The sequence below is a fragment of the Corallococcus interemptor genome (assembly GCF_003668875.1).
GTDB classification, from domain to species: Bacteria; Myxococcota; Myxococcia; order Myxococcales; family Myxococcaceae; genus Corallococcus; species Corallococcus interemptor.
In genome coordinates this window covers 33460-56449 of sequence record NZ_RAWM01000038.1, presented here as the reverse complement: position 1 = coordinate 56449, position 22990 = coordinate 33460, and the positions used below count along the sequence as shown (strand labels likewise).

Genomic DNA, 22990 nt, shown 5'->3' with positions numbered 1-22990 from the left:
AGGGAACACAGTGAAGGTCATGTGCGACCGGAAGGGTTGGCGGGTGGAGGTGGCGCACGCGGGGGGTGTGCGGCGCTACCGCTACGGCAGCGAGTCGCAGGCGCGCTACTTCGCGGCGGTGTTCGAGCTGGGGCCCAGCGTGCTGCCCCCCAAGAACCATGCGCGAAGGCGGCAGGAGCCTCGCTTGGAGCTACACAACGAGGTCTCTTTCGGAGAGGCTTGGCTGTATGAGTGATGCTCCCAAGACCAGGCCCTTCATCCTTCCCAACCGGCAGCACGTCACCAAGGAGCCGGATCCGGGCGGCCGCTGGTCCGCGCAGTTCCCGGAGATGATTGGTTACTCCAGCCAGGGCGGCGGCAAGGTGCCGGCGGACTTCGGGTGGAACACCAACCCCAAGCAGTGGCAGGAGGAGCTGACGGAGCAGACGCTGGCGGCGCGCTTCGAGGAGCTGCGCGTGCTGCCTCCGAAGAAGGAAGTGCCCGTGCTGCCCGCGCCCACGCCGGCTTCGCCCACGAAGTGAAGCCCCGGGCCCCGTCGAAGCGTGCGGCTGTCTAGCTGAACGGCAGGCTGGCCAGCCGCTCGCGGAAGCGGGCGAGCAGGTCGCGCGCACCGGCCTCGTTGAGTCCCTCCGAGGCCTCCTGCCGGCCCTTGCGCAGGAATACGTCGAAGGGCGCGGAGCGGCCCGTCAGCGCGCCCGCCGCCGCCACCGCCTCCTCCAGCACGCGCGCCGCGCCCGGAGAGCCCAGCTCCAGGTGCATCTCCACCTGCTCCAGCCGCACGCCGCTGGCGGCCCACACCGCGCGGTCGTGCACGGTGAGCCACGTGCGGGTCAGCTCCTCCATCGCCTCGTCCAGCATGGCGAGGAAGGGCTCCACCAGTCCGGGCAGCACCTCCGGCCCCAGCGCGGGCTGCGTGCCCGCTTCGCGCAGCCGGCCGCGCGCCGCGATGATCTCCCGCTTGGTGGGCGTCTTCAGCGCGAGCGACGCGGGCAGGGACACGAATGCGGCCAGGCTCTCATCGGCCTGACGAGCCAGCGCGGGGCGCTGGGCGTCCGTGGCCTTCGCGGCGCGCTCCAGCCGGCCCTGCAGTGAGCGGCGCAGGTCCGCCGCCGCGCCCCGCAGCGCCACGCGCGCGCCCACCTGGTTCGCGTAGCCGGGCACCACGTCCTCGCGGCGCACGTCCGCGAAGGCCGCGGCGGTGAGGTACACGAGGTCTCCGATGCGGTTGCGGAAGTCCGCGCGCGACGCGGCCAGCTCCGACATCAGCGTCCAGCGGTCGCTCACCACCTCCGGCCTTCGCATCTGCACGCCCAGTTCCTGCACGCGCTTGGACAGGCGCTCCGCGCTGGCGTGCAGCACGGCCTCTGCTTCCTGCGACAGGCGCTCGTCGGAGCTCGCGGGCGGCGGGGCCCAGCCTCCGTCCCTGGACGCGGCGGGGCGCGCGGGCGGCGGGAAGGCGTCCCGGATGGCGGCCACCAGCTTGTTCACGTCCATCAGCGTCTCGCCAATCGCGGGCGCCATCGTCTCCCAGAGGGACAGGTCCGCGGCGTCGTCGGGCTCGGCGGTGGTGGGCTCGTACTTCACGATGCTCAGGTGTCCCAGCCGGTCGATGGCGACGGCGGCCGCCTGGTAGACCTTGCGCAGCCGCGCCGCGAAGTCGCGGTCCATCAGGGCTTCGAGCAGCGCGTCGAGCCGGGGAGGCAGGGCATCCTGCGGAGGGCGGTTCTTCTGAACGACCATGGCGCGTCACCCTAGCCCAGCCACCCCACGGATACGTCAACGGGGGGAGGGTGGGGACCGGCTCCACGCTTTCCGGCGTACAGTGGAAAGACGGGGAGAAATCGCATGACAGGTGGCATCCAGCGCCGGAGAAGGGTGGCCGGAGGGCTCGGGCTGTTGCTTCTGGGGGGAGTCCTGGCCTTCGAGGCTTCCGGGCGGTGTTGGTCCGCCTGGGCGTTCCAGGGCGTGGAGGTGCCCTGGTGTCCGGACGGCGAGTTCCGCCAGACGGTGGGCCTGTACGCCGATGGCCTCGCGCGTGGGGGCTCCTCCCGGGTGCGGGTCTGGGCGGAGGCGCACGGCGTGGACGCGAAGGTGAACGTGTTCAAGGCTCCTGTGGTCCGGGGCTCGGCGGCGCTGTTCCTGGTGGACGCCTCCGGCAAGGAGACGCCGCTGCCGCTGGACGCCAACGGCCGCTGGGAGCGCGAGGACGCGGGCCCCCTGTCCGCGCCGGTGACGCTGCCGCAGGTGCCGGACGGCGACTACCAGCTGCGCGCGCGCCTCACCACGCCGCTGGGCGCCGGCACGGTGGACGCGCCGCTGCCCCTGTACGCACCCGCGCGGGTGCGCGTGCTGACGGACCGGCCCCTGTATGAACCCGGGCACCGGGTGCGCTTCCGCGCGGTGGCGCTGCGCGCGAAGGACCTGTCTCCGCTGGAGGGACGGCCGGGGACGTGGAAGGTGACGGACCCCTCCGGAGAGGTGGTGCTGGAGGAGCGCGCGCCCGCGGGCAACTGGGGCGTGGTGGCCGGAGAGTTCCCGCTGGACCGGGGCGCGTCCACGGGCACGTGGACGGTGACGTGGACGAGCGGCGGCGCCTCCGGTGATGCGAGCTTCACGGTGGAGCCCTTCACGCTGCCGCGCCTGCGGCTGGAAGCGCGGAGTCCCCGGCCCTTCTGGCGCGCCAATGACACGCCGGAGGTGACGGGACAGGTGTCCTACGCGTCCGGCGCTCCGGTGGCGGACACGGACGTGACGCTGGCGTGGAGCCACGCGGGTGCTTGGCCTCCGCCGACGGAGTGGCTCCAGGGCGGGCTGCCGGCGAAGGCGCGCACGGATGCGTCCGGCCGCTTCCGCGTGACGCTGCCGCGCGTGCCGCAGGACCTGCGCGGCCAGGCCACGCTGAGCGCGAGCGTGGAGGCGAAGGACCCCACCGGTGAGCCGGTGCGCGGTGGCGTGTCGCTGCTCCTGTCCGAGGACGCGCTGGCCGTCACCTCGGTGACGGAGCTGGAGGACGGTCTGGTTGCGGGCTTCAGCAACCGCGTCTACGTGCGCGCCACCACCGCGTCGGGCCAGGTGCTGCCGGGCGCGGAGGTGACGGTGACGCGCGCGTGGGACCCTCGCGACAAGGGCGTGAGCGCGGTGGCGGACGAGGACGGCGTGGCCGCCTTCCAGCTGGACCCGGGCCCCGCGGTGAACGTCGTGGTGCCGCCCCTGCCGGTGCGCGTGCAGCCGCGTCCTCCGTCCGTTTCGCTCGTGTCGTCCCGCGACCTGCTGGGCGCTCAGGGAGGACAGACGTCGCTGGAGGATCAGCTCGCGCTGGAGCGGCTGCTGCCCGCGCTGCATCCCTGCGCGCGCTTCGTGAATCCATCCTCCGGCTCCGCCATGGCGGACTTCGTGATGCGGGTAGGCCCGGCCGGACAGGTGCTGGACGTGGCCGGCGCGGAGGTGGGGCTGGAGGCGTGCGTGGCGTCGGCGCTGCGCGCGAAGGGACTGCCGGCGGGCGCGGAGCGGATGCTCCAGCTGCGCTTCCAGGTCCAGGATCCGGGCCTGCCATCCCTCCGTTTGAACACGCAGGTCGCCTTCGGAGATGAGCGGGGCGTGAGCGACGGCCTGACGGTCGCCGCGCTGGATGCGCGCTCCTGCCTGCCTCCCACGCTGGACCGCGCCGTGACCGTGCCCGGCGCGATGACGTGGCGGCGCTGGCCGGACCGGCCGGAGCTGGCGCTGACCTGGGTGTCGGAGCCCTCGGGCGAGGCCACGCCCCCTGGTGCCGCGGCGGCGCTCTCGTGCGTGAAGGAGCGCCTGTCGCGCGTTCGCATTCCGGCCCAGACGCAGGCGGAGCTCCAGTCGGGACGGCGGCCTTCGGAGGCCATGGGCGTGGTGCGCTTCACCGCGCAGCCCACGTACGGAGGCAATGGCATTCCCCGTCCGCCCCAGGCCACCACGTTCCTGGGCTACGAGCTGAAGGTCCAGGCGAAGTGGGACGGCCGCGACATGGGCGAGACGAAGTTCGTGCTGCGCCCCGCGCAACTGCCGCCGCTGCGCCTGCGCGCGACGCCGGTGCTGGCCAAGGCGGGCGAGTCCGTGAAGGTGGAGCTGCTGCGCGGCCCTGGCTTCACGGGCGAGCTGCCCCAGACGCTGGAGCTGGTGGCGGGCGCGACGCGGCTCAAGGAGAAGCTGGACCCCGCCACGCGCGCCGCGCGCTTCACGCTGCCCCAGGACTTCGAGGGCTGGGCGCAGGTGGAGGGCGTGGATGCGACCGCGCGCGTGTACGTGGCGCCTCGCGCGTCGCTGTCGGTGGAGGTGTCTCCGGACAAGCCCGCGTACGCGCCCGGTGAGCTGGCGCACCTGCAGCTCCGCACGCGCGTGGACGGCAAGGACGGCGAGGCGGCGGTGGGCCTCTTCGGCGTGGACGAGACGCTGTCCCAGCTGGCGCCGCTGCCGGGCGCGGACGCGCTGGACGGCTTGAGGCCCGCACCCTCGGTGGCCACGCCGGCCTTCGGCGTGCTGGACGGACAGGCGCTGGCCATGGGGCGCATCCGGGGCGCGAACGCGGCCGCGGCGGCGCTGCTGCGCGTGACGGACGTGCCCGCGCTGGAGGATGTGGAGACGCCGCTCACGGCGAGCGTGATGAGCCCCTTCTCCCCGGACGCGGAGCTGACGGAGCCCTTCTACGCGGTGCTGACGGAGCTGCACGCGCGCACGCGCAAGTGGGAGGAGACCGCGCCCGAGGGTGAGACGTTGAACCCCGAGGGCCTTGCGCGGCTGTGGTCGGAGTCGCTGGCCGCGTGCGAGCAGCGCGGGCAGAAGGTGACGGATGCGTTCGGCCGCAAGCTGCGGCTGTCGCGGTTGCCGGCGGACCTGCTGGCCCTGACGGATCCGCGCGCGGTGGTGGTGAACGGCACGCGGCTGCCGGAGGACGTCGTGAACTGGAACGCGTGGGTCGCCCGGGAGGCGCCATGAAGCAGCGCTCGTGGATGTCCGGGGTCGTGGGCCTCGGGGTGGGGTTCGTGCTGGGCGGGATACCGCTCTGGCTGGTGGCGGGGGACCTGATGCGCAAGTCCTTTGGAAGCTCCGCCGCCGCGCTCGCGGGGAGCGCTCCGGGGGAGGCCTCCGACGGCTCCGGGTCACGCACCAGGCAGCTCAAGGCGATGGCGAGCTTCGGCTCGGCGAACGCGTACGACGACGAGGGCGGCGGCGGACGGGCCGAGGCTCCCCCGGTGGCCGCGGCCGCGCCCGTGATGGAGATGGCGGCGCCCCCGGAGCCGGAGATGGATGAGGAGGCGAGCGTCGCCAAGGACAAGGGTGGCGGCGCGGACGCGCCCACCCGCGCGTGGTTCCCGGAGACGTTCCTCTTCGAGCCCCTGGTGGTGACGGACGCGAACGGCTCCGCGACGGTGCCGGTGCGCGTGCCGGACCGGCTGACGCAGTGGCGGGTGCTGGCGCTGGCGCACTCGCGCTCCGGTGCTCAGGCCGGGGCGGTGACGTCCTTCGCGGGCACGCTGCCCACGTATGTGGACCCGGTGCTGCCGCCCTTCCTGCGCGCGGGCGACACGGTGCGCCTGCCGGTGCAGGTGGTGAACACCACGGACAAGGCCGTGGAGGCCGCGCTCAAGGTGGACGTGAAGGGCGCGCAGGTGGACGCCGGCGCGCGCACGGTGCGGGTGCCCGCGCGCGGCAGCGTGGTGGAGCTGGTGACGGTGAAGGCCGGCGGCGCGGGGCCGGTGACGCTGCGCGCGTCGCTGGGCGACACGGACGCGGTGGTGCGCGACTTCGACGTGTGGGCCACCGGGCAGCCCGTGGTCCAGACGCACGGCGGTTCGCTGGCGGCGCCGCGCACGCTGTCCCTGACGGGCCCCCAGGACGCGCAGACCGGCAGCGAGCGGGTGCGCCTGCAGGTGTACCCGGGCGCGCTGGGCGTGGTGCGCGCGGAGCTGGCGACGGTGGAGCGCCGGCCGGTGGACGTGGCCGGGGACGCGTACGCGCTGCTGCTCGCGGGCCAGGCGCCGGAGCTGCTGAAGGCGCTGGGTGAGACGGCGGACCCTGCGGCGCTGAAGGCGCTGTCGCTGGTGGCGACACAGCGCGTGCTGCGCGCGGCGCGGGCGCCGTCGGTGGACGTGGCGACGCGGCTGGCGGAGGGCGCGCTGGCCCACCCGGACAACCCGGTGCTCGCGAGGCTGGGCGAGCGGCTGGTGGCGCAGGTGGCCCAGGCGCAGCGGCCGGACGGCACCTGCCAGGGCGGTGACGGCTGGACGCTCCAGCGCCTGCTGGTGGCGACGGCGGACTGCGCCCGCGTGGTGCGCGCGGCGCAGGGCACCCCCGAGGGCAAGCAGCGCGCGGCGGCCTTCACCGTGCGCGCGTCGGGCGTCGTGGAGCGCTACCTGCCGCAGGTGAAGGACGGCTACACGGCGGCGGTGCTGCTGGCGGAGGGCACCGCGGAGGGCAGCGTGGCGGACGCCCTGCGCACCCGCGTGCGTGAGGCGCTGAAGTCCCATCCGGACGGCACCGCGTGGCTGCCGGTGGAGCCGGACACGGTGCGCGCGGACGGGCAGGTGCCCTCGGAGGCGGAGGCCACGGCGATGGCGGTGCTCGCCCTGCGGGGTGATGCGAAGGCGCCGCTTCCGGACCTGGGGGCCTGGCTGCTGGCGCACTACACGCCGGGCCTGGGCTGGGGGGATGGGCAGGCCAACCGCGTGGGGCTGCGCGCGGCGCTGGCCCTCTTCAAGGATCCGCTGCCTGCCCGGGTGCGCGTGACGGTGGCGCGCGACGGGCAGGTCGTCACGGAGGGCACCTACGACACGAAGGCGCTGCGCGAGGTGCTGGCCCTGGAGGCCGCCGCGCCGGGCTCGGCGGGCACGCACGCGTGGACGGTGCGCGCGGAGCCCGCGGTGCCGGGGCTGGGCTTCTCCCTGGCGCTGTCCGCGGCGGTGCCCTGGAAGGCCGAGACGAAGGGCGGACTGCAACTGGCCGTGACGGGGCCGAAGGAGGCGCGCGTGGGACAGCTGACGAACGTGCGTGTCCAGGTGGGAGCGCCCGCGTCGCTGCCGCTGCGCTTCCAGCAGGACCTTCCCGCGGGCGTGCAGGTGGACCCCGCGAGCCTGGCCGCGCTCGTGGCGTCCGGACAGGTGACGTCCTGGGACGTGCAGGATGGCGCGTTGTCCCTGGACCTGGCTCCCCGGGAGCAGGGCGCGCCGGTGCTGGTGGAGTTCCGCGTGCTGCCCACGCTCGGCGGGACGTTGCAGGCGGGCGCGGCGCGGCTGGACGTGCCCGGCCGCCCGGACATCACCGCGTCACTGCCTCCCTCCACCTGGGCGGTGCGCTGACGCCCGCTGGCGCCGTGGGGTCATTCCCCACTCACGGCGCCGGTGCTGGTCCCTTCCGTCCGGCCTCGGGGGCGGGTGGAATGCTCGCCGGATGCGCGGCAGGGGCCCGTTCCTCCGGGTGCCCCCCGCCCGGTGCAATCGCTGCCCGCGTGCGTACACTTCAGGGTGCACGGCGGAGATGCATTTGCGCGCGGCAGCGAGGAATCGGATGGAGCTTGAAGGCTCCGAACAGGAGGAACTGACCCACGCCCTCCTGGGCGCGTTCACCTCGGTGGAGGAGCTCCACCGGATGGTCGAGGTGAAATGCGGCCGCAGCCTGGTGCCCCCCGTCGAACGGGAGGGGGCGGCGCGGGCGCGGGCGCTCGTGCGCACCGCGGAGGCGGAGGGCTGGACGGACGTGCTGGTGCGCGGCGCGCACGCGGCGGCGCCGGGCCATCCGCGCATCCGCCGCTTCCTGCAGAGCTACCTGTCCTCCGTGCAGCGCAGCGTGTCCGGCCCCGCCCTGGCGCGCATCGTCCAACAGTCCAGGCTGGCGCTGACGCCGGAGGCCTGGCGCGACCGGCTGACCACGCTGTCCCGGCGCGTGTGCCGCGTGGAGCTGGAAGGCGGCCGCGCGCTGGGCACGGGCTTCCTGGTGGCGCCGGACGTGGTGCTGACGAACTCGCACGTCATCGAGCACCGGCTGCTGGAGGCGCTGCGCGTGCGCTTCGACCTGAAGGTGCTGCCGGACCGCATCGCGGTGCACCCGGGCCGGGTGTTCGCGGTGACGGCGTGCCTGGCGCAGAGTCCGCACAGCCCCGCGGACCTGATGCACCCGCGCCCGCGCGAGGCCACGCGCGACGAACTGGACTACGCCTTCCTGCAGATTCAGGACGCCCCCGGTGACGACCGGCTGGGGGACCACCGGCCGCGCGGCTTCATCCCGCTGGCGCCGTCGTCGCCCACGGCGTTCGCTCCGGGCTCGCTGGCGCTCGTGGTGCAGCACCCCAAGGGCCGGCCCATGCAGGTGGCGCTGGACACGTTCCAGGGGGCCAACCGCTCCCACACGCGCGTCACGTACTGCACCAACACGCACCCGGGTTCCTCCGGGTCGCCGTGCTTCACGCCGGACCTGGAGCTGGTCGCGCTGCACCACAGCGGAGATCCGCGCCCCGGCCACGAATCCGCCGAGGACGACGAGGGCATCCCGCTGGACACCATCCGCTCCAGCCTGTCCGGAAGCGTGCTGCGCCGCCTGGGCTGGGAGTAGGGCCGCCGGGCACGTTTCCTGGGCCCGGGGGAGGGGACTGCTATCGTCCCCGCGCATGAGCCTTCCCGCTCGAAGCTCCATCGCCGCGAAGGTCCCGCGCTCCACCGCCGTGACGTTGCTGTGCCTGCTGCCCGCGCTCGTGGGCGCGGCGCCGCGCTTCAGCGTCGCGGGCCTGTCCCCCAGCAACGAGGTGCGCCTGCGCACGGCCACCGCCCACCTGGAGACGGTGCTGCGCGTGGACCTGCTGCCCTCGGACACCGCTCCGGACGTGGGCGCGGAGACCCCGCGGGTGACGGTGCTGGTGGATCCGCTGCTCGCGGCGGACGGCTCGCAGGTGCCGGTGTCCGTGCGCGTGGGCACGGCGGAGGGCGCGGTGGAGGTGCCCATCTCCGCGCGGCAGCCGGTGACGGTGACGCTGTCCGCGGACCTGCCCTCGGCCGGTGACTTCCACGGCCGCGTGGTGCTGCTGGCGGACGGCGTGCGGGAGACCACGCCGCTCGTCGTGCAGCGCATGGCGGTGGCGCCCACGGTGCAGTTCTATCCGGTGGCCCCCGCGCGCGGCTGGACGCTGGGCCCGTTCTCCGGAAAGGCCACGGTGCGGCTGACCTTCCGGGAGACGTCGGGCGTGGGCGGCGCGGTGGGGCCCGCGGCGGTGGTGCTGCTGGACCGCAAGGCGGGCGGCGCGGGAGACGGCGCGGCGCCCGTGCAGGCGCAGGACGCGAAGTGGTCCTTCCGCGGACCGGACGGCCAGCCTCAGGGCCCCGGCAAGGAGGGCGTCTTCCAGCTGCCCGCCCAAGGCACCGGCCTGTTGAGCCTGGACGTGGACGACCTGCCGGAGTCCGGCGAGTACACCGGCACGGTGCGGCTCTTGGTGCCGGAGGGCGCGGCGGTGGAGCAGGCCTTCACCGTCTGGGTGAAGACGCCCGCGATGTTCGGCGCGTTCCTCATCTTCCTGGGCGTGGCGACGTCCGCGGCGGTGCGCTTCTACGTGCAGCGCGTGCGCCCGCGCGTGAACCTGCGCAGCCGCGCGGAGGCCGCGCGCCAGAAGCTGCAATCGCTGGTGCCCGCCCGTCCGCTGGAGCGCGAGGCCACCGTGGCCGCGTCGCTGCGCCGCCAGGTGGACGCGCTCCTCGCGGACATCCAGCGACCCTTGAGCGGGCTCGTCGTGCAGGACTCCGTGCTCGCCCTCTTCGAGGCGCGCCTCCAGCTGTTCTCCCTCTGGTCCGTCCTCCTGCGGCAGCTGGAGGGACTCAAGGGCGTGGCGCTGCTGGACGCGGAGCGCAAGCTCAAGGCGGTGGAGTCTCTGCTGCAGAATGATCAGGCCACGTCCGCGGACTTCAGCGAACAGGCGCAGATGCTGCGCACGCTCGACCTGGAGGCGGTGGCCCGCGCGGTGCTGGAGTCACGGCTGTCGGAGCTGGAGCAGCAGTCGCGCACGCTGTCCTCCCAGCGCGGGGATGACCCCGTGAGCCGCCGGCTCCAGGGCGAGCTGCCCCTGTACGTGCTGCGCGCGCGTCAGCAGCTGCCGGGGCCGGACCTGGAGGCGTCGCGCCGGCTGGTGGAGACCGCGCGCGAGGCGTTCCTCGAAATCCTCCTGGCGGACCTGGAGGACGCCCTCGCCTCGAAGGAATTGCCCGGCGGCTTCACGCAGGAGGAGTGGGCGGCGCTGCGCCTGCGCGTGGGCGAGCAGCTGGCCCGCGCGCGCTCCCGCATGCACGCCAGCGTGGACGAGGCGTTCCTCTACTACCAGTCCGCGTACACGCTGTACCTGCGCGAGCTGGTGGACAACCTGGAGGAGGCGATGACGCAGCTCCAGGCGCAGGCCGGCGGGGGAATCAACGCCCAGGATGCCTGGCGCACGGAGGTGGACGAGCGGCTCGCGGCGGCGCGCGCGCACCTGGACCAGGGCGAGTCCAACCTGGCCGCGCCGGAGTACCGCGCCGCCCGCGAGGACTTCGCGCGCCACGTGACGCTCCCGCCGCCTCCGGTGGCCATGGGCGGCCGGGCGGCCCTGGAGTCCCTGCCCACCGCCGTGACGGTGGATCCGTTCTCGCTGCCGGCGCCGCAGTCTCCGCCACCGACCCTGCCCGGCGGGCCCGCCAGCGGGAACCTGTCGCCCCTGCCGCCCGCGTCCACGAAGGCGAGCACCGACGTGCTGGTGAACCTGGATTGGATTCCTCTGCCGCGCTCGCGCGACCTGTGGAAGGTGGAGCTGGCGGTGCTGGGGATGATGTCCGTCATCGCGGTGCTGCTGGGGCTCCAGGTGTTGGACGTCTTCGCGCCCACGTGGGGCGGCTCCGGCGCGTGGATGACCGCCTTCCTCTGGGGCTTCGGCCTGCACCAGGTGGGCAACGCCACCTTCGACGGCCTGTGGGGCATGGTGTCGCGGCTGGAGAAGTAGCCCTCACGCCTTCTTGCCGCGGATGGCGCGCGCCGCCAGCCTGTCCACCAGCGCGGGCGCCACCAGCTTGAGCACCTGGCCCACGCGGCCGGTGAGCGTCATCACCAGCTCGCGGTCGCGGCGCTCCATGGCGCGCAGGATGAGGGCGACGCAGGTGTCCACGTCCATGGTGGGGCCCGCCTCGTCGCGGGGGCTCTGTCCCAGGGGCCGGCCCTCCGGGCCCAGCGCGTGCGCACGGATGTCCGTGGCCACGAAGCCCGGGGACACCACGAGCACGTCCGTGCCGGTGCCCAACAGTTCGATGTGCAGCGAATCGAAGAAGCCCTGCATGGCGTGCTTGCTGCCGGCGTAACCGGTGCGCATGGGCACGCCCGTCTTGCCCGTCAGCGACGACACCGCGACGAGCAGTCCCTTGCGCGCCTTGATGTACGGCAGCGCGTGGAAGGTGCAGTGCACCGCGCCCAGGTAGTTGATGCGCATCAGGCGCTCATAGAGGCCCAGGTCCTTCACGTCCTCGAAGCGCGAGTGCATGGTGATGCCCGCGTTGTTGACGAGCACGTCCACGCCGCCGAACGCCTCCACCGTGCGCTCCACCAATTCGCGGCACGCCTCCGGGTCGCCCACGTCGGTGGGCACCGCCAGCGCCTGGCCGCCCGCGGCCTCGCACTTCGCCTTCACGCGCTCCAGCGCCTGCGCATCCCGCGCCGCCAGCGCCACGTTCGCGCCCCGGCCGGCCAGGGCCACCGCCAGCGCCTCGCCGATGCCCGCCGAGGCACCGGTGACAATCACCGTCTTTCCTTGCATGACCTTCATCCGTGGCCTCCCGCGAACCGCTCCGCGAAGTGCAGTCCGCCAATGAGCAGCAACCCACACAGGAAGCCCACCACGCGCTGGCGTGAGTCCGGGCCCCGGCGCAGCTCCGGCAGCAGGTCCACCGCGCCGATGTAGAGGAACGAACCTCCGGCGATGGCCAGCACCGTGCCCTGGAGCGAGGGCAGGTACCGCGTGCCCAGCAGCACGCCCGCCGCGCCCAACGCGGCGGTGAGCTGCACCGCGCCCAGCGCCATCAGCGACCTCGCACGGGTCCAGCCCGCGGCGCGCAGCAGCGCGTAGTCGCCCACCTCTTGCGGCAGCTCGTGGACGATGACGGCGAACGCGGTGGCGAAGCCCGCCTGCGGCGAAACCAGGAACGCCGCCGCGACCGCCGCGCCGTCGCCCACGTTGTGCAGCGCATCCGACGCGAGCAGCGCGCTCGGCAGCGTGGGCGAGCCCGGGTGCGGGTGATGATGGCCGTGCGCGTGTCCGGCGGCGCACTCCGCGTCATGGTGGTGGTGGCCCAGGGCCCACTCCATCAGCGCCAGCGCGACGAAGCTCGCGAAGGCCCACGCGAAGGCGGCCTCACCCCGCGCCTCCACCGCCTCCGGCAGCACCTCCAGGAACACCGCGCTCAACAGCGTGCCGGCGGCGAAGGCCACCAGCGCGGGCAGGCGCCGCTGCAGCCAGCGCTCGGACAGCACCCCGCCCGCGAGCCCCGCCAGGCCGTCCAGCCCCACGGCGATGAAGACGAGCAGGACGGTGTTCGCATCCATCAGGGAGCCATCAGCCACGCGAGCACGGCCTGGGGACCGTCCACGTGCACGAAGTGGCCGGCGTCCGGGATGAGGGCCACGGGGCAGCCGCCCTCCTCCAGGCGCCGGGCGCTCTCCTCCGACACGTACCGGCTGCGCCCGCCCCGGATGCAGCGCAGGGGCGGATGCACCGGGCGCTCCACTGCGGGCCACAGGTCCTCGCCGTTGACGCGCCGGTGGAGGCGCTGGAGCGCGTCCCGGTCGAACCTCCAGCGCACGCCGTCACCGTCCGGCGTGAGGTTCATCAAGAGCCAGTCCGACAGCGACTCCGACAGGCCGTTGCCGGTGAGGTTCGCGCGCAGCTCCTTGCGGCTGTCCGCGCGCGGCGGCGCCTTCAAGAGGATGTCCAGCACGTAGCCGCTCTCCGACAGGTCCAGCGGCACGGGCCCGGGCGCGATGTCGAGCAGCGCCACGCTGGCCACCCGGTCGGAGGCCTCCAGGCTGGCGGCGAGCGACACGCGGCCGCCCAGCGAGTGGCCCACCCAGTCCACGGCGCCGGTGAAGCCCTGCGCATCCAGCGTGTCCACCACGTCGCGCGCGAGCGTGGTCAGGTCCGGCGCCTGGGGCAGGGCAGGGGAGGTGCCATGGCCGGTGAGGTCGGGCAGGAGGATGCGGCGGCGCGGATCCGCCTTGCTCCACGCGACGGCCAGCGAGCGCAGGTTGCGGCCCGTCCCGAGGAAGCCGTGCAGCATCACCGTGGGCACGTCGCCCGTGCCCACCTGGAAACTTTCGAGCACCACGCCACCACCACCTTTGCGTCGCGTGCCTTGACCTGGGGCACGCTGTGCCGCTTCATACCGCGAACCCCCCTTTCGTCGAGGTGAACCCGATGGCATCCGTCTCCTGGTTGTTGCTGGCGCTCGGCGCCAACCCCGTCGCCGCGCCGGCCGCTGCTCCGGCCGACCCGAAGGTGGCGGTGGCCACGGTGTTGGATGACTGGCACCGCGCGGCGGCGGTGGCCAACGAGCCGCGCTACTTCTCCTTCTTCACGCCGGACGCGGTCTTCATGGGCACGGACGGTGAGGAGCGCTGGACGGTGGACCAGTTCCGCGCGTGGGCGAAGCCCTACTTCACGAAGGGCAAGGCCTGGTCGTTCAAGTCGGTGTCCCGCAATGTCTTCTTCTCCAAGGACGGCCAGGTCGCCTGGTTCGACGAGGCGCTGGACACGCCCAACCTGGGCCCCGCGCGCGGCAGTGGCGTGCTGGTGAAGGAGCCGTCCGGCTGGAAGATTGCCCAGTACAACCTCTCCGTCCCCATCCCCAATGACTTGATGGGCGAGGTGACGAACCGCATCGCCACGTACGCGAAGACGAAGCCCGCCACACCGCCCGCGCCGGCAGCCAGGCCCGCGCCGAAGCCCTGACGCATGCCCGCCTGCGTCATGACCGGCGTCATGACAGAACCATGACAAACGCATGGCGGAGCTGAGGCCCTCCGCCATTTCCTACGCTGTAGGTTGGCGTCCTTCGCTGCTCAGCATTGGAGGCCCCACCGCATGCGTGTCATCACCCCCGACCTTCTTGTCGCGGCCGTGACGGAACTCTCCCGGGGAACGAAGCTGGTCCGACTGAAGGACGTGCAGGCCTGGTGTGAGTGGAACGGGGTGGACGCGCAGGGAGACGGCCTGCGCAACCAGGCGCTCTGGGAGGCGGAGCGCGCGGAGGCCCAGGGACAGCGCCGGCTGCTGAAGTTCAAGAGCGGCGAGTGCAAGCAGTCCCGGCTGGGCTGGGCGCTCATCCCCCACGGGACCAAGGCGCGCGAGCTGGCGACGGACCTGCGCTGGTGCGAACAGGTGTGGAACGGCATGGACTGGGAGTGGGTGGGCGGCGTCGCCCCCGTCCCGGAGCGCCGTCCCAACCGCGTCCGGAACGTGGAAGAGGCGACCGCCTCCCCGTGACTTCGGGGCGTGCTTGGGTTCGTGCAGGCACCTTCCCTCTTCATCCCAACGTCGAATGGCGCCTCGTTCCTGGAAAGGGACGGGGCGTCTTCGCGCGCCGGTTCCTGCCGAAGGGGACGCTCGTGGAGTGGGCGCCCATCAGCCGCTTCCCCGCGAGCGACCTGAAGCCGGTGGACCACCGCGACTGTCAGGCGCACCACCACGTCTTCACCTGGGGCGCCGAGCCCGGCCGCGAGAAGGCCTACGCGTGGGGCATGCTGGCGCTCTACAACCACTCGAAGACGCCGAACGTGGAGCTCATCGACGGGCCGCTGCCGGACACCGGCGCCGCCGTGGCGCTGCGGGACATCCAGCCCGGCGAGGAGCTCTGCCTGGACTACGGCATCACCTGGTTCGAGCCGAGCTGAAGGCGCGCGGTCCTCAGGGCAGGACGCGGACGTGGATGCCCGGCGTGCGGCGCTCCGTCGCGCGCTCCACCACGCGGCCCAGGCGCAGGAGCAGGTGCTCCTCGTAGGGGCGCCCCATGAGGTGCACGCCCACGGGCAGGCCCGCGCGGTCGAAGCCCGCGGGGACGGAGAGGGCAGGGCAGCCGGTGAGGTTCGCCAGGCGGATGAAGCGCATGAGCGCGTCCACCACCGGCAGGTTGGACTCGCCGGCCGGCAGCGTCGCTTCGGGGATGAGGGGCGCGGTGCTCGCCGTCGTCGGCGTGACGATGACGTCCACGTCCGCCATGAGCGCCAGCAGTTCGCGCGTCAGCCGGTGCCGGTGCCGCAGCGCGTGGATGAGGTCCGTGGCCCGGAAGTGACGTCCCAGCGCCAGGTTGGTGCGCGAGTCGAGCCCGAACACCGACGCGCGCGCCTTCACCTGCGGCAGCATCGCCTCCGCCATCTCGCTCAGGATGATGCAGCTGTGCGTCCAGAGAAGGGTGTTCAGGTCCGGCGCGGGGAGCTCCACCACCGTGGCGCCCGCGTCGGTGAGGGCGCGCACGGCTTCGCGGCAGCGCGCCACCACGTCCGGATCCGCGTCCTCGAAATAGGGCGTGCAGATGCCCAGGCGGACGCCCTTCAACGCGCCGTCTTCATAGCTGGACAGGTGATGTGGGGGCTGCTGCCGGGAGGCGACGTCGTGTCCGTCCGTGCCCGCGACAATCGCATACACCGCCGCGACGTCGTCCACGGTGAGGCCCAGGGGGCCCACGTGCGCCACGTTCCAGCACAGCGGCGGCACGCCCGTCTCCGGGATGCGGCCCCAGGTGGCCTTGAGGCCCACGACGCCGCACAGCGCGGCGGGGATGCGGATGGAGCCGCCTCCGTCCGCGCCAATGCTCACCGGACACAGGCCCGCCGCCACCACGGCCCCGGAGCCGCTGGAGCTGCCGCCGGTGATGTGGCCCCGGTTCCACGGGTTGCGCGCGGCGCCGTGGTGCGGGTTCAACCCGATGGGGTTGATGCCAATCTCCTGCATGTTGGCCTTGCCCAGGATGACGGCGCCCGCGGCCTTCAACCGCGCGGCTACGGTGGAGTCGGTCCGCGCGGGCTCCATGCGGAACGTGGTGCCCAGCGTGGTGGGGAAGCCCGCCAGGTCCAACTCGTCCTTGATGACCACCGGCACCCCGTCGAGCACGCTCAAGGGTGCGCCCGCGCGCAGCCGCTCCGCGGACGCCTCCGCCGCGCGCAGCACCTCCTCCGGCTTGCGAGCGATGAAGAGGCCCAGCCGGTCCGCGCCGCCGTCCAGCCGTTCAATCGCCTCATGGACCTTGCGCGTCACGGCCACCGGATCCGTGCTCCCCTCCCGGTAGGCCCGAGCGAACGCAGCGATTGTCTCCCGCTCCGGCGTCACGGGCGACGCGGCGATGGCGCGCGCGGCCTGCTCCACCGGTGTCTGTGTTTCAGCGGCGGGTGCTCCCGGCGGAAGGGGATACTGGATGGGAGGGGCATCGCCGGCGGACAGCTCGCGCCACGCTTCGATGCCGCTGTCCCGCATCAGCTTCTCCACCAGCGCCGGCCCCACGCCGCCCCGCTCCAGCGTGTTGACCATGGCCTTGAGGGCCATGCCAGAGAGTCGCGGGGCCTTCACCGGAGCGCGTCGGTAGGTCATGGGCGAGCAGCCTAGCGCGAGGCCTGTGCCAAAGGCTGGATTGGCCAGGCCTTCTCCTGCGCCCGGGGTCCGGGTCCGGAGGCGGCGTGATACACAGGGATGTGTCATGAGCCCGCGCCGCCGAATCGTCTCCGCCGTCCTGTGTCTGCTGGCCGCCGTCACCGGGTGCAAGAAGGAGGCGCCGGCCGCGCCTGCCACGCCCACCATCGGCCTGGTGCTGGGGCTGGGAGGCCGGGGCGACCACTCCTTCAACGACTCCGCGCTGCGGGGACTGGAGCTGTGGGCCGCGGGGAAGAAGTATGAGAAGGCCGGCTACCAGGAGGCCCCCGCGCAGGAGCTGGCCCCGCTGGGCATCACTCCGGTGGTCCTCCAGAGCCGCGTGGCGGAGGACTACGAGCCCAATCTCCAGCTGCTCGCGGACCAGGGCGTGTCGCTGGCCATGGGCGTGGGCTTCATGCTGGAGAACGCCGTGGAGACGGTGGCCCGGCGCAATCCGTCGCTGCCCTTCCTGCTGGTGGACAGCCCGCTGCTGGACGCGCAGGGCCGGGTCCTCACGCTGCCCAACGTGCGCACGGTGGTGTTCCGCGAGGAGGAGGGCTGCTTCCTCGCGGGCGCGCTGGCGGGGCTCGTCACGAAGACGGGCAGGGTGGGCATGGTGGGCGGGATGAAGATTCCCCTGGTGGAGCGCTACGAGGCGGGCTTCCGCGCGGGCGTGGCCGCGACGAACCCGAACGCCACGGTGCTGGTGAACTACACCGGCAGCTTCACGGACTTCGCGCTGGGCAAGCAGGTGGGGCAGGACCTGCTGCTCAAGAACACGGACGTCGTCTTCGCGGCGGCGGGCGTGGACGGCCTGGGCGCCATCCAGGCCGTGAAGGAGGCGCGGGAGGCGGGCAAGGCCGTGTCTGTGATTGGCGTGGATTCGGATCCGTCCCACCTGGCGCCAGAGGCGGTGCTGTCCGCCGTCGTGAAGCACGTGGACCGGGTGGTCTACGAGGCCATCCGCGACCAGCGCCAGGGGCGCTTCCAGGGCGGCAACGTGTCGCTCGGGTTGAAGGAAGGGGGCATGGGGCTGGCCCCCGTGCGGCTGGACTTCCCGGGCAAGGCGGAGGCGCTGAAGACCGTGGACGCGCTTCGTGCCCGCATCGTCTCCGGGGAGCTGAAGGTGCCCACGCGGGTGGAGGCCGCGCAGGCCGCGGGCGCCAATCCCTGAACGCGGGCCCCATCGGTGCCGTGTGGCTGGCTCCTAGAAGGCGAACAGCGGCCCGCGCGTCTCCACCTTCAGCTGCCCCTGGTTGATGGCCACGATGAGCCGGCGCATGAGGTTCTCGCGCTGCTGCAACGTGAGGGCGGAACTGGACGCGGACAGCTCGCGCGCCTGGGCCTCACCCCACCGGCGGGCGGAGAGGGCCCGGTCCACCACCTCGTTGCCGCGGGCCCAGGCGGCGGCGTTCCGCGCGTCCGGGATGGGGGGCTCCTGGGGGGCCGGTTCATCCCGGGGGCCGGTCTTGGACGCCTGCGCCTGGGCCTGCAACGCGCGGCTCACGGCCTGCTCGATGCGGGCGTCCAGGTCCGCTGGCAGCTCGGGGGCCCGGGGTGGCGTGCCGGGCTGCACGGCCACGGGGCCCTGGCGCTGAGCGAGCAACAGGTTGATGCGCCCCTCCATCCGCTCCAGCCGGGCCTCGAGGTCCGGGGCGCTGGCGGAGGCGCGTTGGCCCTGCACGAACAGGGCAAGCCCCGCGCCGAAGAGGATCATGTTGAGCACGACGAGCGTGCGGCTGAGCGGAAACATGGCGCGGGGCTGCCTCTAGCGAACGGCGCTCAGGGCGCCTTGGGCTCGTGGTGGGAGCCGGTGCCGACCATGATGTCCGTGCAGGTCCCCGTGCTGTCGAAGTAGAAGAGCACGGCCGCGTCCGAGCTCATCGAGCGGATCACCGCGAGCATGCTGGCATTGTTGGTCATACAGGAGACGGTGGTTCCCGAGGCATCCGTCGCCGAGCAATACCCGTAGTCATACGAGTTGGTATGGCAGTACAGGTTCATGTTGGTGTCCGGGCTGTTGCGGGCTGCCCCCATGTTCGCGATTGCGACACCGTTCACGGGGTCCACGTAGACCGGTGAGCTGTCCTTGGCGCCGGCGAAGCTGGCGGTGGACAGACCCATGGTGATGCACAGACCCCACATCATTCCCGTCTTCTTCATGTGATTTCCCCCTGCTGGATGAATGGCTGGCTGTTCCTGGGTGGCCCAGGGACGCTGGGTTCTACGCCGCGGAACGGGTGGCCTCTAGTTTTCAGCGGGCGTGAAGGCATCCACATACTCCGGCAGCACGAACCCGGTGGCCGCGTGGGTGACGATTCTTTCGAACACCCGCTCCAGCGGCTTCGTGGTGAGCAGTCTGTAGATGTGATTGCGCAGGAACAGTCCGGCCCGCGTGCGAGGCGCGAAGAATCCGCCCACGTGGCTCGTGCCTTCCTGGCACCTGGTCGCGTAGGGCCGCATCCGGGCCTCGAAGCGCTCGAAGGCCCGGGTGTGCGCGCCCGGATTCGCGAGCAGCTCCCCCGCGAGCACGTACGCGCCCACCATCGCCATGGGCGTGCCCTGTCCTCCCAGCGTGCCGCCCCAGGCCGCGTCTCCCAGCAGGACCACGCGCCCGTGTGAGTAGCGCGGAATCCGCACGGAGCTGATGGCGTCGAAGTAGAGGTCTTCCGCCCCGCGCAGTGCCTCCAGGAGCCGCGCCGTCTCCCAGCCCGCGCCCGCGAAGGCGGCCGACACCGCTTCGCGCGCCAGGTCCTGGGAGCGCTCCTGGAATCCGAGCGGCGCGCCGGTGAACACGAACAGCGCGCGGGCCTCATCCTCGGAGCGGGCGCTGGTGACGCACACGCCACGGCCGGGCTCACTGTAGATGACGCCCTGCCGCCGCAGGCCGAGCACGTTCGGCAGCGTGCACCCCACGACGCGGAAGCCGTGGTGCTTCAGGTGGCCCTCCTCTTCACCGAAGGCGCGCGAGCGCACGTTCGAGCGCAGGCCATCCGCGCCCACCACCAGGTCGAAGCGCTGGGGAGCGTGCTGCTCGAATTCGACCTCCACGCCTTCGGGCGTCTCGTGGAGCGCGGTGGGGCTGTCCCCGAAGCGGTAGTCCACCTGCTCGCGGGTGCGCTCGTGGAGCAGCTGGCAGAGGTCGCCGCGCTGGAGCTCCACGTCCCCGCTCATCATCAACGCGGGCACCTCTGCCAGCGTCCTGCCCGAGGCATCGACGAAGGCCTGCGTGCCCAGGCGCGTGCGCCGTTCGTGGATGGCCTCCCACAGCCCCATGCGCTCCAGCACGGCGCGGTGCACGGGGCCCCGGAAGTCGACGGCCTGCCCGCCGGTGCGCAGCGCGGGGGCGCGTTCGACGAGGGTGATTCGCCAGCCTCGCCGGGAGAGCCACCATGCGAGGGACGGGCCTGCGATTCCTGCTCCAGCGATGAGGACGTGGGGTCGGGTCATGCCGCGTACGGTGTACGCACGCGGACCGGCTCCACAACGCAGCCGCGGGTGAGGCCTTCCCGTGTGCTAGCTCAGACGGAACGCCTGGGGCAGGGCCTGCGCCCATGGGGCCCTCTGTACTAGTACAAGGCCCATGGCCCTGGCTCCGTATCAACGCATCGTGGACGACGTGAAGCGGCAGGTGCGCACCGGTGCGTTGCGGCCCGGTGACCGGTTGCCCTCCACGCGGGAGCTGGCCCGGCGGTGGAAGGTCGCGCTCGCGACGGCGGCGCATGCGCTGCGGACCCTGGCGCAAGAAGAGGTGGTGAAGACCGTGCCGCGCGTCGGGACGGTCGTCGCTGGAGGTCCGCCTCGTGCGGGTTCCACGCGGGGCTCGGCGGACCTGACGCGCGAGCGCATCGTGCGCGCGGCGATCGCCGTGGCGGATGACGAGGGCCTGCCGGCGCTGTCCATCCGTGGGGTCGCGGCGAAGCTCGGCCTGCCCGTGATGTCGCTCTATCGCTACGTGGCGAGCAAGGACGTGCTGCTCTTCATGATGGCGGAGGTCGCCTTCGCGGAGGAGCCGCTGCCGGCGAAGCCACCGCAAGGGTGGCGTGCGCAGCTGGAGCTGGCCGCGAGGCTGGAGTGGCGTGTCTTCAAGCGCCATCCATGGCTCGCGCGGGTGGTGAACCTCACGCGGCCCCAGCCGCAGGAGAACGCGCTCGCGTTCGCGGACTGGGTCCTGCGAGCGCTGGCGGAGGCGCGGCTTTCGCCCCAGGAGGCGATGCGCGTCCACGTGCTGCTCCATGCGTTCGTGCAGGGCATCGCGGTCAACCTCGAGTCCGAGGCCGACGCCGTCGCGCAGTCCGGCATGAACGACGAGGAGTTCATGCGGCGCAACCTGGACACCTTCCTCCGGGTCGCGACGTCGGGGCGCTTTCCGCACTTCGAGAAGGTGCTGAACGGCCTGCGCCCGGGATTCGACCTGGACTTCGATGAGCTGTTCGAGATGGGCCTGCGCGTGTGGCTCGACGGGTTGGAGGCGCGGCTCGCGAAGCGGCCCGGCCCCTCGAAGCCCCGGTGAGCTGTCACGGCTCGCGGCGCTTCAGCTCCGCGAACCACTCGAACAGCGGACGCGTGGGGCCGCCCGGCCGCGCCACCGCGTCCTCCAGCGCGTCCTGGTTGGCCCAGACGATGTCCGCGTCGCCGTGCTTCCCCACCAGGTCCAGGATGAAGTGGCAGAAGAGGCCACCGTCGCGCGTGGCGGCGAAGCCATACGAGCGGCATGACAGCGGCCGGTGCGCATAGACGCCGCACGCGCCTGTCTTCCGGTCCAGCAGCGGGCAGGTGTACGGACGCGCCTCCTGCCGCGACAGCGCGTCGACGCGCTCGCGGATCTCCGCCAACGTTTCCGGGGGAAGTTGCTGGAGCCCTTCCTCCAGGTAGCGCCACTCCAGCTGCGTGATGGGCAGCGGCGCGGCCAGGTGGCGGCAGCAGTGATCACATCCCCTGCGGCAGGGCCACCAGTCATGGGAGCCGGAGATGTCGGCGGCGCGCGCCTCGACCCGGGCGTAGATGGCCTCCAGCGCGCGGCGTGCCTCGTCGGGCGTGGTCATCGGAGCGTCCTTCTATCGCTCCTCCGGCACCAGCGCATCGGCCTGGGCCCACGCTGGCTGCCGCCATGCGAACCCATGCGCGCCATGATGCTCAGTGGACGCGCTTGGAGGCCGCGCGTCCGCGGGTGCTCCGGGCCTTGCCGGCGGGCTTGCCCTTGGCGAGCGCGCCCGCCGTGGCGCTCTTCTTGGGCGCCGCGGCCTTCCGGGCCTGCCGTGCGGGGGAGGCCGACGTCTTCGCGGCCTTCGTGGTCGCCTTGCGCTTCTTCTGCTGCGCGACCTTCTGGGTGTCCTCGTCGTTGCCCAGGCGCGGTCCCGAACCCTGCACGCCCAGCATCGGTTGCTGTTGATGGAATGGATGTTCGCTGTAGCTGCGGCCCATGTGGGGTCTCCCGAGATGCTCTCAGGCCAACATGAAGGCGCTCCCCGCCCCAGAGGAGTAGGGCGTGCGTCCAGGTTGGACGCCCGCCCACTCCGCGCGCGAGGGCTCAGGCCCCGGCGGTCCACCCACCGTCGATGTCGATGACCTGCCCGGTGGCGTACGCGCACGTCGCGAGGAAGTACGCCGCGTCCGCCATGTCGCGCACGGTGCCCGGCTTCTTGAGGGGCACCTTGCTCACGAGCGCGTCCAGGAACGCGCCGACCTGCTCCGGCGGGACGCCCCAGTCGATGGCGGTGTCGCGCGTCAGGCCGGGGGACAGCACGTTGACGCGGATGCCCCGGGGCGCCAGCTCCACGGACAGCGAGCGGCCCATGGCGTTGACCGCGCCGCACAGGCCCGCGCCGCCGGAGTAGTTCACCAGCGCCGTGTGGCCCGCGATGCCGGAGCACAGGATGATGGCGCTGCCCGGGGCCATCTTCGGCACCGCGTAATGGCAGGCGGAGAGCTGGCCGAAGAAGCGGTCGTTGAAGAGGGCCCTCCACGACTGCGAGGGCACGCTCTCCACCGCGCCGAACACGGCGCCGCCCGCGCACGTCACCAGCAGGTCCACGCGCGGCACGGAGTCGATGAGCCGCTTCACCTGCGCGTCATCGCCCACATCGGTGACGACGCCCCGGGCGCCCCGGCCAATCTTCGCCGCCGCGTCCTCCAGGCGCTGCTGTCGGCGTCCGGCGATGACCACCTCCGCGCCCTCGCTGGCGAAGCGCTCCGCGATGGCGAAGCCAATGCCCGTGCTGCCGCCCGTGACGACCGCGATCTTCCCGTCCAATGCGCCCATGTGCGTGCCTCCCTGGAATGACATACGGACAGCCTGGGCCAGGCTGGCAGTTGCCCCCCGCTCCCGCCATGGCCCGGCGGGGCTCCGGGGTGCAC

Annotated in this window: 22 protein-coding genes; 11 read left to right on the top strand and 11 right to left on the bottom strand. The window is 72.8% G+C overall.

Annotation, left to right across the window (positions count from 1 at the left end; all coding sequences use genetic code 11):
* Positions 1 to 19 precede the first annotated feature (19 nt).
* Positions 20 to 235: a hypothetical protein gene (locus D7X96_RS16600; protein ID WP_233609732.1), complete on the top strand. Its 216-nt coding sequence runs from the start codon at positions 20 to 22 to the stop codon at positions 233 to 235.
* On the top strand, positions 228 to 521 hold the full coding sequence (locus D7X96_RS16595) for a hypothetical protein (RefSeq protein WP_120550219.1): 294 nt from the start codon (positions 228 to 230) through the stop codon (positions 519 to 521). The genes D7X96_RS16600 and D7X96_RS16595 overlap by 8 nt, the downstream gene beginning before the upstream one ends.
* 31 nt (positions 522 to 552) lie before the next feature.
* Here D7X96_RS16595 and D7X96_RS16590 read toward each other — a convergent pair whose 3' ends face one another.
* Complete coding sequence (locus D7X96_RS16590; protein ID WP_121770174.1) at positions 553 to 1740, bottom strand: hypothetical protein; 1188 nt, start codon at positions 1738 to 1740, stop codon at positions 553 to 555.
* A 105-nt stretch (positions 1741 to 1845) separates the two neighbouring features.
* On the opposite strand from D7X96_RS16590, the gene D7X96_RS16585 reads away from it, so the two are divergent.
* The 4 genes from D7X96_RS16585 (at position 1846) to D7X96_RS16570 (ending at position 10972) form a co-directional block, all read left to right on the top strand.
* Positions 1846 to 4962, top strand: a complete 3117-nt coding sequence (locus D7X96_RS16585; protein WP_121770173.1) for an MG2 domain-containing protein — start codon at positions 1846 to 1848, stop codon at positions 4960 to 4962.
* Positions 4959 to 7322, top strand: coding sequence for an alpha-2-macroglobulin family protein (locus D7X96_RS16580; RefSeq protein WP_208647323.1), 2364 nt, complete (start codon positions 4959 to 4961; stop codon positions 7320 to 7322). The genes D7X96_RS16585 and D7X96_RS16580 overlap by 4 nt, the downstream gene beginning before the upstream one ends.
* 208 nt (positions 7323 to 7530) lie before the next feature.
* Positions 7531 to 8571: a trypsin-like peptidase domain-containing protein gene (locus D7X96_RS16575; RefSeq protein WP_120550215.1), complete on the top strand. Its 1041-nt coding sequence runs from the start codon at positions 7531 to 7533 to the stop codon at positions 8569 to 8571.
* Between the two features lie 55 nt (positions 8572 to 8626).
* Positions 8627 to 10972, top strand: a complete 2346-nt coding sequence (locus D7X96_RS16570; protein ID WP_121770172.1) for a coiled-coil domain-containing protein — start codon at positions 8627 to 8629, stop codon at positions 10970 to 10972.
* A 3-nt stretch (positions 10973 to 10975) separates the two neighbouring features.
* On the opposite strand, the gene D7X96_RS16565 is transcribed toward D7X96_RS16570, so the two are convergent.
* The 3 genes from D7X96_RS16565 to D7X96_RS16555 are packed head-to-tail and all read right to left on the bottom strand — an operon-like array spanning position 10976 to position 13340.
* On the bottom strand, positions 10976 to 11785 hold the full coding sequence (locus D7X96_RS16565) for an SDR family oxidoreductase (RefSeq protein WP_121770171.1): 810 nt from the start codon (positions 11783 to 11785) through the stop codon (positions 10976 to 10978).
* The gene (locus tag D7X96_RS16560) at positions 11782 to 12579 is read right to left on the bottom strand and encodes a ZIP family metal transporter (RefSeq protein WP_147468326.1); all 798 of its coding nucleotides are present in this window, start codon (positions 12577 to 12579) and stop codon (positions 11782 to 11784) included. The genes D7X96_RS16565 and D7X96_RS16560 overlap by 4 nt, the downstream gene beginning before the upstream one ends.
* On the bottom strand, positions 12561 to 13340 hold the full coding sequence (locus D7X96_RS16555; protein WP_121722833.1) for an alpha/beta fold hydrolase: 780 nt from the start codon (positions 13338 to 13340) through the stop codon (positions 12561 to 12563). The genes D7X96_RS16560 and D7X96_RS16555 overlap by 19 nt, the downstream gene beginning before the upstream one ends.
* A gap of 89 nt (positions 13341 to 13429) precedes the next feature.
* Between D7X96_RS16555 and D7X96_RS16550 the strand changes: the two genes are divergently transcribed.
* The 3 genes from D7X96_RS16550 (at position 13430) to D7X96_RS16540 (ending at position 14904) form a co-directional block, all read left to right on the top strand.
* Positions 13430 to 13963 carry a nuclear transport factor 2 family protein gene (locus D7X96_RS16550; protein ID WP_121722832.1) on the top strand — a complete coding sequence of 178 codons (534 nt, stop codon included), beginning with the start codon at positions 13430 to 13432 and terminating at the stop codon, positions 13961 to 13963.
* Positions 13964 to 14095: 132 nt separating this feature from the next.
* On the top strand, positions 14096 to 14497 hold the full coding sequence (locus D7X96_RS16545) for a hypothetical protein (RefSeq protein WP_120550209.1): 402 nt from the start codon (positions 14096 to 14098) through the stop codon (positions 14495 to 14497).
* Complete coding sequence (locus D7X96_RS16540) at positions 14383 to 14904, top strand: SET domain-containing protein (protein ID WP_306437717.1); 522 nt, start codon at positions 14383 to 14385, stop codon at positions 14902 to 14904. Before D7X96_RS16545 ends, D7X96_RS16540 begins: the two co-directional genes overlap by 115 nt.
* A gap of 13 nt (positions 14905 to 14917) precedes the next feature.
* On the opposite strand, the gene D7X96_RS16535 is transcribed toward D7X96_RS16540, so the two are convergent.
* Positions 14918 to 16594 (bottom strand): amidase, encoded by a 1677-nt coding sequence (locus D7X96_RS16535; RefSeq protein WP_121770169.1) that lies wholly within the window; start codon positions 16592 to 16594, stop codon positions 14918 to 14920.
* Between the two features lie 106 nt (positions 16595 to 16700).
* Here D7X96_RS16535 and D7X96_RS16530 point away from each other — a divergent pair, with 106 nt between their 5' ends.
* Complete coding sequence (locus tag D7X96_RS16530) at positions 16701 to 17807, top strand: BMP family lipoprotein (RefSeq protein WP_121770168.1); 1107 nt, start codon at positions 16701 to 16703, stop codon at positions 17805 to 17807.
* Between the two features lie 33 nt (positions 17808 to 17840).
* Here D7X96_RS16530 and D7X96_RS16525 read toward each other — a convergent pair whose 3' ends face one another.
* The 3 genes from D7X96_RS16525 to D7X96_RS16515 form a co-directional block, all read right to left on the bottom strand.
* Positions 17841 to 18386, bottom strand: a complete 546-nt coding sequence (locus D7X96_RS16525) for a hypothetical protein (protein ID WP_121770167.1) — start codon at positions 18384 to 18386, stop codon at positions 17841 to 17843.
* Positions 18387 to 18415: 29 nt separating this feature from the next.
* A complete protein-coding gene (locus D7X96_RS16520; protein ID WP_147468325.1) occupies positions 18416 to 18796 on the bottom strand; it encodes a hypothetical protein in 381 nt (126 codons plus the stop codon).
* A gap of 84 nt (positions 18797 to 18880) precedes the next feature.
* A complete protein-coding gene (locus tag D7X96_RS16515; protein WP_121770165.1) occupies positions 18881 to 20083 on the bottom strand; it encodes an FAD-dependent oxidoreductase in 1203 nt (400 codons plus the stop codon).
* A gap of 133 nt (positions 20084 to 20216) precedes the next feature.
* Here D7X96_RS16515 and D7X96_RS16510 point away from each other — a divergent pair, with 133 nt between their 5' ends.
* Complete coding sequence (locus D7X96_RS16510) at positions 20217 to 21146, top strand: TetR/AcrR family transcriptional regulator C-terminal domain-containing protein (RefSeq protein WP_121770164.1); 930 nt, start codon at positions 20217 to 20219, stop codon at positions 21144 to 21146.
* A 4-nt stretch (positions 21147 to 21150) separates the two neighbouring features.
* On the opposite strand, the gene D7X96_RS16505 is transcribed toward D7X96_RS16510, so the two are convergent.
* From D7X96_RS16505 to D7X96_RS16495, 3 genes are all read right to left on the bottom strand, one after another.
* Positions 21151 to 21678, bottom strand: coding sequence for a YkgJ family cysteine cluster protein (locus D7X96_RS16505; protein ID WP_121770163.1), 528 nt, complete (start codon positions 21676 to 21678; stop codon positions 21151 to 21153).
* Between the two features lie 91 nt (positions 21679 to 21769).
* Entirely contained in the window at positions 21770 to 22057 is a 288-nt protein-coding gene (locus tag D7X96_RS16500; RefSeq protein ID WP_147442833.1) for a hypothetical protein, read from the bottom strand.
* A 106-nt stretch (positions 22058 to 22163) separates the two neighbouring features.
* Positions 22164 to 22895 (bottom strand): SDR family NAD(P)-dependent oxidoreductase, encoded by a 732-nt coding sequence (locus D7X96_RS16495; protein ID WP_120550199.1) that lies wholly within the window; start codon positions 22893 to 22895, stop codon positions 22164 to 22166.
* Positions 22896 to 22990 lie beyond the last annotated feature (95 nt).